Genomic DNA, 7,557 nt, shown 5'->3' with positions numbered 1-7,557 from the left:
GGAAATCAGCAAAAGGTGGTTATTGCCAAGTGGCTGTTAAAGGATTCGGAAATTTTAATCTTTGATGAGCCTACCAGAGGAATTGACGTGGGAGCCAAGAGCGAAATCTATGAGCTGATGGAAAGATTGGTTTCCGAAGGAAAGTCCATTATCATGATCTCTTCGGAGCTGCCTGAGATTTTAAGAATGAGCGACAGAATCATCGTTATGTGCGAAGGCAGGGTGACAGGTTGCTTGGATATTGCAGAAGTCAACCAGGAAGCCATTATGACTTGTGCTACGAATAGACAGGGGGAATAAAGGTGAAGATTAAAAAGTTATTTTCAAACCAACAGGCAGTGGTGGTAGCTGCCCTAGTCATTATATGTGTTGTTTTCTCACTACTGACAGACAAGTTCTTACAGGGAACGACCTTTACCAACATTTCCAAGTCTGCCTACTATGTAGCATTCATGGCGATCGGTGTTACCTTTGTTATTTCCACAGGAGGAATTGACTTATCTATCGGAACGGTAGCCATCTGCTGTGCCTTAATAGGTGGAACACTCATGGAAAACGGTCTGCCAATGCCATTGGTATTGTTGGTGATTCTACTTTGCGGTTCTTTGTTTGGATTGATTAACGGAATTTTGGTTTCCCGTTTGGAACTTCCGGCCTTTATCGCCACCTTGGGAACCATGATGGTATCCAGAGGATTGGGCTCCATCGTTTCTAAGACAAAAACCATTTCCTTCCCCCAGGGATCTGCAGAGGGAGCCTGGTTTAGAGAAATCTTTATGGTGACGAAGGAAGGCGGGATATTCCCCAAAAACTTCCCTACAGGATTTTTGCTTTTGGCAGTTTGTGCAGTGGTGATGGCTGTAGTTTTAAATAAGACCAAAACAGGAAGATATATCTTGTCTATCGGATCGAACAAGGAGGCCACCAGACTTTCCGGAATCAATGTAAAGAAATATGAAACTTTGGCTTATGTTTTCTCCGGCTTCTTTGCCGCTTTGGCAGGCATTGCCTATGTGGCGGTATTCTCTACAGCACAGCCCAATACCGGAAACGGCTTTGAGTTGGATGCCATTGCCGGAGTTGTCATCGGCGGAACATCCCTTTCCGGAGGAGTGGGTTCCATCCTAGGAACCATCATCGGTGTGTTTATCATGACGGTACTGAAAATCGGTTTCCCCTATATTGGGGTACAGTCTCACTATCAGCTCTTTATCACAGGAATCATCTTAGTATTCGCTGTGTATATGGATATCTTAAACAGAAAAAGAAAGGTATAAGGAGGAAAGAAAGATGAAAAAAAGAATTATGGCGGTTGCACTGGCGGGTATGATGGCCCTGTCTCTGGCAGCATGTGGAGGTTCTTCCGCAAAGTCCGAGGGCACTACTGCAGCAGCAGGAAGCTCCGCAGCAGAGCAAAATGCTGAAAGCGTTGAAACCAAGATGGACGGAGAAGGTAAGAAGATTAACGTCATTGCCAAGGGCTTCCAGCACCAGTTCTGGAAGGCGGTTGAGAAGGGCGCAATGCAGGCAGGAAAAGAATATGGCGTAGATGTTTCTTTCCAGGGACCGGACAATGAGTCTGCTATTGCACAGCAGGTTGAGTACTTGGATGCAGCTATCGCTCAGAAACCGACAGCAATCTGTCTTGCTGCATTAGACACTCAGGCTGCTATAGGATCTATCCAGAACGCTATGGATAAGGGAATTCCCATTATCGGATTTGACTCCGGTGTACCTGATGCTCCGGAAGGTGCTATCAAGGCAAATGCTTCCACCAACAACTATGAGGCAGGAAAGCTTGCTGCAAAAGAGACTTATGCTTTAATCAAGGATAAGATTGACGGTGCATCTGAGACTGTAAGAATCGGTGTAGTTGCTCAGGAATCCAACTCTCAGTCCATTGTAGAAAGAACCAAGGGATTTGTAGAGGCTATGACAGAGCTCATTGGTGCTGATAAGGTTTCTGTAGAAGGACACGACAGCTTGAAGAAGGAAAAGTCCGGCGCAAAGGTTATCATTGATGTAGGTATCCCTGCAGAAGTTAAGGATGCTGACGGTGCTGCAGTTGCTTCCGCTATCTTAGAGAAGTCCGACCTTATCGCTATCTACGGCTCCAATGAGTTTGCAGCAAATGCTATTATCACAGCAAATGAAGGTTTGGATAAGATTGGTGAAGGTAAGGTTGTTGCAGTAGGATTTGACGCAGGAAGCAAGCAGTTACAGGCTATTAGAGATGGCTTGTTTGCTGGTTCTGTTACACAGGATCCTGTACAAATCGGATTCAAGGCAGTGGAACTTGCTGTAAAGGCAGCAAAGGGAGAAAGCGTATCTGACGTGGATACCGGTGCCCTTTGGTACAACAAGGACAACATGGAAGATGAGAAGATTGCTCCATGTCTTTACGAGTAATTTAAAACACAAGGTAAATAGTACATTCTTTAAAAATGGAATAGGGCAGACTTTTAAGAGAGAAATCACTTGGTTATGACTGAGTCCTTTTCCACTTAGAAATCTGCAGTGAAAGGGGCTGTAAAAAATCAAAATAGTTTTCTAAGCAATATAGGTCTAAATTTGGGGCACGCTCTCGCTAGCTTCGCCACGTATCGGATACTAAGCGAAAAACTTCGATTCTCTTGTTTTTCGCAAGTACCGACGGGCTCAGATTACCCCTCATTTAGCCCTATATTGCCGAAAATCTATTTCTTATTTTGATTTTTTTACAGCCCCTATAAAAAATACGAGGAGGAAAAGATGTTAAAAGGAATTCCTGCAATTCTTTCTCCGGAACTTTTAAAGCGCTTATGTGAGATGGGACATTCAGACAGAGTCCTGATTGCGGATGGGAATTTTCCCTCCCATACCGTGGGAGCCAATGCCCATGTGATTCGTATGGACGGTCATGGAGTTTGTGAAATCTTGGATGCGATTTTACAGCTTTTTCCCTTGGATACTTACACGGAAAGCCCTGTGAAAATCATGGAAAAGGTACCGGGAGATCAAGTAGCTACCCCTATCTGGGATGAGTTTAAGGCGATTGTGGCAAAGTATGATTCCAGAGAAAACGCGATTGGCAGTATTGAGCGCTTTGCTTTTTATGAAGAGGCAAAGACCTGCTATTTGATTATCGCTACATCGGAAAAGGCCCTCTACGGCAATATTATGTTGCAAAAGGGAGTCGTGTAAAAAATAGAAACAGATAAAGCGGAAAGATAAAACAAAAGATAAAACACAAAGACAAAACAATTAAGAGCGATGAGATTTTATTTATTTCATTAGGAGGATAATATGGCAAACAAAGTTGTACTGAATGAAGTATCCTATCATGGAAAGGGAGCAATCTTAAGTGTTACAGAGGAAGCAAAGCGTCGCGGTTTTAAGAAGGCATTCATTTGCTCTGATCCGGACTTGATTAAGTTTAATGTGACCAAAAAAGTGACAGATTTACTGGATAAGGAAGCGCTTCCCTATGAAATCTATTCCGAAATCAAGGCAAATCCTACCATTGAAAATGTACAGGGTGGAGTAGCTGCATTTAAAAATTCCGGTGCAGACTATATCATTGCTATCGGAGGAGGTTCTTCCATGGATACCTCCAAGGCTATCGGCATTATCATTGCCAACCCTGCCTTTGAGGATGTAAGAAGCTTAGAGGGACTGTCTGCAACAACCAAGCCTTCAGTACCTATTTTTGCTATTCCCACAACAGCAGGAACTGCAGCAGAGGTAACCATTAACTATGTTATTACTGACGTGGAAAAGAAGAGAAAGTTTGTCTGCGTAGATCCCCACGATATTCCTGTAGTGGCTTTCGTGGATCCGGATATGATGTCCAGCATGCCAAAGGGACTTACCGCATCCACCGGAATGGATGCGCTGACCCACGCTATTGAAGGCTATACTACTAAGGGAGCCAATACCATTACTGATATGTTTAACTTAAAAGCTATTGAGCTGATTGCACAGTCCCTTAGGGGGGCAGTGGAAAATACTCCTGAGGGTAGAGAGGGAATGGCTTTAGGGCAGTACATCACCGGAATGGGATTCTCTAACTGCGGATTGGGTATAGTTCATTCCATGGCGCACGGTTTAGGTGCACTGTATGATACTCCTCACGGTGTGGCAAACGCTATCATCCTTCCCACCGTTATGGAATACAATAAGGATGCGGTAGGAGAGAAGTTAAGAGACGTGGCAAAGGCCATGGGCGTTGCCGATACAGAGAAGATGAGTAAAGAAGAGTACCAAAAGGCAGCGATTGATGCGGTAAAGAAGCTGGCTGAGGATGTAGGTATTCCTAAGGATTTGAAGAACATTGTAAAGCCTGAGGATGTGGATTTCCTTTCTCAGTCTGCAATGGATGATGCTTGCAGACCCGGAAATCCAAGAGATCCTAAGCTGGAGGATATTCAGGAACTGTTCAAGAGCTTATTATAATCCTCCTTACTATGAAGCATCAGAATCGCGTATAAGAAAGAAGATAAAAACAGAAGCTTAGATATAGTAAATGGATATTCCATATCTTATGTAGTATTTATGTTTTGCGTGGTAAAAGGAAGGGCGGAAACTGCAGTTTTTGCCCTTCCTTTTAAGTGGAGAAAGCTTAGCATTTTTCAAAAATAAAAAAAGATTTTTTTAAAAAAGCAGTAGGAAGAAAAGAGAGGAAGAAGAGGAGTAAAAAGCCCGAAAAAAGGGCATAAAATGTGGAAAAACATTGACTTCTCAAGCTTCCGTTGCTAGAATACTACATCGAATCATTGGATGAAACGGCTTCTGGATCTCCAGAAGCCGTCATTGCAGTTTTAGAGAAAGGGCAGGATATCAGGTGGCTGAAGAAAAGAAAAACCTCCTTACCAGGGCAGGATTAAATAAGTTAGAGAATGAACTTCATAATTTAAAGGTAAATAAGAGACAAGAGATTGCGGAAAAGATTAAGGAAGCTCGGGAACAGGGAGATTTGTCTGAGAACGCTGAGTATGATGCAGCAAAAGATGAGCAGAGAGAAATCGAAGAAAGAATCGTTGCCATCGAGGCTTTGTTAAAGAATGCGGAAGTAGTGGATGATGCGGAAGAAGGTACCATCAACATCGGATGCAAAGTCAAGCTGTTTGACAAGGAATTTGATGAAGAAGTGGAATACATGATTGTAGGTTCCACTGAGGCAAACTCCTTGCAGGGAAAGATTTCCAACGAATCTCCCGTAGGTATGGCCTTACTGAACCACAGAGTGGGAGATGAAGTTACGGTAGAAACTCAGGCAGGAGTTTTGGAATATAAGGTACTTTCCGTGGAGAGATCCAACGAAGAATAATTCGTTGAAAAACGATTCAGTGAAGAATAATTCCATGAAGAATAATTCAGTGAAGAATGTTTCATTGAAGAATATTTCAATGAAGATATGCCTTGAGAAGATTTCAATCAAAATATAATGAAACAATAATCGAATAGTGCAAAGAAAGGATAGAAGGATGGGAGAGCAGGAAAAGCAAAAGGGCAATGCACCGGTGGACATGAACCACATTTTAAAGGCCAGATACGATAAGCTGGCTGAATATCAGGCAGCTAAGGAAGATCCGTTTGAAATCACCAAGGCTGAACAAACCCATCATTCTACTGAAATCAAAGAGAATTTTAAAAGCTTAGAGAATCAGCAGGTCGTGATTGCAGGACGTATTTTATCCAAGCGTGTTATGGGTAAGGCCAGCTTTATGCATTTGCAGGATAGAGACGGCAGAATCCAGGTTTATGTAAGCCGGGAAAGTCTTGGAGAAGAGGAATACAAGAAGTTTAAAAAGCTGGATCTTGGCGATATTGTGGAAGTTAGAGGTTATGTTTTTGAAACCCAGATGGGAGAGATTTCCGTTCACGGAGAGAAGATTACCCTGCTTTCCAAGTCCCTGTACCCACTTCCTGAGAAGTTTCACGGCTTAACCGATACGGACACCCGTTATCGTCAGCGTTATGTAGACCTGATTATGAATGAGGACAGTCGTACCGTTTTTATGAAGCGTTCTCAGATTCTTCGGGAAATCCGTAACTTCCTTGCAGGAAGAGATTTCCTGGAGGTAGAGACACCGATGCTGGTGGAAAATGCCGGCGGTGCAGCAGCTCGTCCCTTCGAAACCCATTACAATGCCTTAAACGAGGACGTAAAGCTTCGTATTTCCTTGGAGCTTTACTTAAAGCGTCTGATTATCGGCGGTATGGAAAGAGTTTATGAGATTGGAAGAGTATTCCGTAATGAGGGAATCGACACCAGACATAATCCGGAATTCACCTTAATGGAGCTGTATCAGGCTTATACAGACTACGAGGGAATGATGGAGCTGACCGAGTCCATGTTCCGTTACCTTGCGGAAAAGGTTTGCGGTACTCTGCATATCAGCTATCAGGGAACCCCCATTGATTTGGAGAGTCCTTTCCGTCGCTTGACCATGACTGAGGCTATCAAGGAATATGCAGGCATTGACTTTGATCAGATTAAGACCTTGGAAGAGGCCAGAGCCCTGGCGAAGGAAAAGGAAATTGCCTACGAAGAGCACCATGGCATCGGAGACATTGAAAACCTCTTCTTCGAGGAATACTGTGAGGAGAAGCTGGTACAGCCAACCTTTATTATGGATCACCCGGTGGAGATTTCTCCCCTTACCAAGAAGAAGCCTTCCGACCCTTCCAAGGTAGAGCGTTTTGAGCTCTTTATCTATGGAAGAGAGATGGCAAATGCTTATTCCGAGCTAAACGATCCCATCGACCAGAGAGAGCGTTTCAAGGCGCAGGATGCTTTGGCAGATGCAGGAGATGAAGAGGCAAACCACACCGACGAAGACTTCCTGCATGCTATGGAAATCGGAATGCCTCCTACAGGAGGAATCGGTTACGGCATTGACCGTCTGGTTATGCTCCTTACCGATGCGGCTTCCATCCGTGATGTACTGCTTTTCCCGACAATGAAGTCCTTGGACAAGAAGGATGAGGGAAAGAAGGGAGAAGAGGGTGAGGCAGGAAATGCCAACACCGGCTTCTTTACGCCAAACAATAAGATCGATTTCAGCAATGTAAAAATCGAGCCATTGTTTGAGGAGACTGTGGATTTCGAGACTTTTAGCAAGTCTGACTTCCGAGCAGTAAAGGTAAAGGATTGCGTTCCGGTAGCAAAGTCCAAGAAGCTCTTACAGTTTACCTTGGATGACGGAACCGGTACGGACAGAACCATTCTCTCCGGTATTCATGCATACTACGAGCCGGAAGAGCTGATTGGAAAGACATTGATTGCGATCACCAACCTTCCCCCAAGAGCAATGATGGGAGTAGAGTCCTGCGGAATGCTGCTTTCCGCCATTAATCAGAAGAAGGATAGTGATGAGGAAGAGTTGCACTTGCTGATGGTGGATAACCACATCCCGGCAGGAGCGAAGTTGTATTAGTATTTTGTTTATTGTTGAAATATTTGAAGACAAAGAGATTATGCTTTATAGCGGATGGAGTTAACTTCATCCGCTATTTTATTAATGGACTTTAGCCAGTATCGGAGCTGACATTTGAAAAATGTTAGCTCTGATA

General features: G+C 43.8%; 6 protein-coding genes and 1 pseudogene. All 7 read left to right on the top strand.

Annotated elements, in window-relative coordinates; translation table 11 throughout:
• A pseudogene (locus tag ACO4PX_RS06995) lies at positions 1–300 on the top strand (D-xylose ABC transporter ATP-binding protein); the annotation flags it as partial.
• 2 nt (positions 301–302) lie between these two features.
• The gene (locus ACO4PX_RS06990) at positions 303–1,277 is read left to right on the top strand and encodes an ABC transporter permease (RefSeq protein WP_304071207.1); all 975 of its coding nucleotides are present in this window, start codon (positions 303–305) and stop codon (positions 1,275–1,277) included.
• A 13-nt stretch (positions 1,278–1,290) separates the two neighbouring features.
• Positions 1,291–2,409 carry a substrate-binding domain-containing protein gene (locus tag ACO4PX_RS06985; RefSeq protein ID WP_485572091.1) on the top strand — a complete coding sequence of 373 codons (1,119 nt, stop codon included), beginning with the start codon at positions 1,291–1,293 and terminating at the stop codon, positions 2,407–2,409.
• A 342-nt stretch (positions 2,410–2,751) separates the two neighbouring features.
• Complete coding sequence (locus ACO4PX_RS06980) at positions 2,752–3,183, top strand: RbsD/FucU family protein (RefSeq protein WP_314966409.1); 432 nt, start codon at positions 2,752–2,754, stop codon at positions 3,181–3,183.
• A 102-nt stretch (positions 3,184–3,285) separates the two neighbouring features.
• Entirely contained in the window at positions 3,286–4,434 is a 1,149-nt protein-coding gene (gene fucO / locus ACO4PX_RS06975; protein ID WP_485572090.1) for a lactaldehyde reductase, read from the top strand.
• A gap of 388 nt (positions 4,435–4,822) precedes the next feature.
• Positions 4,823–5,308 (top strand): transcription elongation factor GreA, encoded by a 486-nt coding sequence (greA, locus tag ACO4PX_RS06970; RefSeq protein ID WP_485546835.1) that lies wholly within the window; start codon positions 4,823–4,825, stop codon positions 5,306–5,308.
• A 157-nt stretch (positions 5,309–5,465) separates the two neighbouring features.
• Positions 5,466–7,421 (top strand): lysine--tRNA ligase, encoded by a 1,956-nt coding sequence (gene lysS / locus ACO4PX_RS06965; protein WP_472690046.1) that lies wholly within the window; start codon positions 5,466–5,468, stop codon positions 7,419–7,421.
• The last annotated feature ends 136 nt before the right edge of the window (positions 7,422–7,557 follow it).

The sequence above is a fragment of the Oribacterium sp. genome (assembly GCF_057249185.1).
This window is presented reverse-complemented; position numbering and strand designations above follow the sequence as displayed.

Coding starts and splice junctions, on each gene's coding strand:
- ACO4PX_RS06985 (WP_485572091.1), top strand. CDS start 1,291: ATGAAAAAAAGAATTATGGCGGTTGCACTGGCGGGTATGATGGCCCTG.
- ACO4PX_RS06980 (WP_314966409.1), top strand. CDS start 2,752: ATGTTAAAAGGAATTCCTGCAATTCTTTCTCCGGAACTTTTAAAGCGC.
- fucO (WP_485572090.1), top strand. CDS start 3,286: ATGGCAAACAAAGTTGTACTGAATGAAGTATCCTATCATGGAAAGGGA.
- lysS (WP_472690046.1), top strand. CDS start 5,466: ATGGGAGAGCAGGAAAAGCAAAAGGGCAATGCACCGGTGGACATGAAC.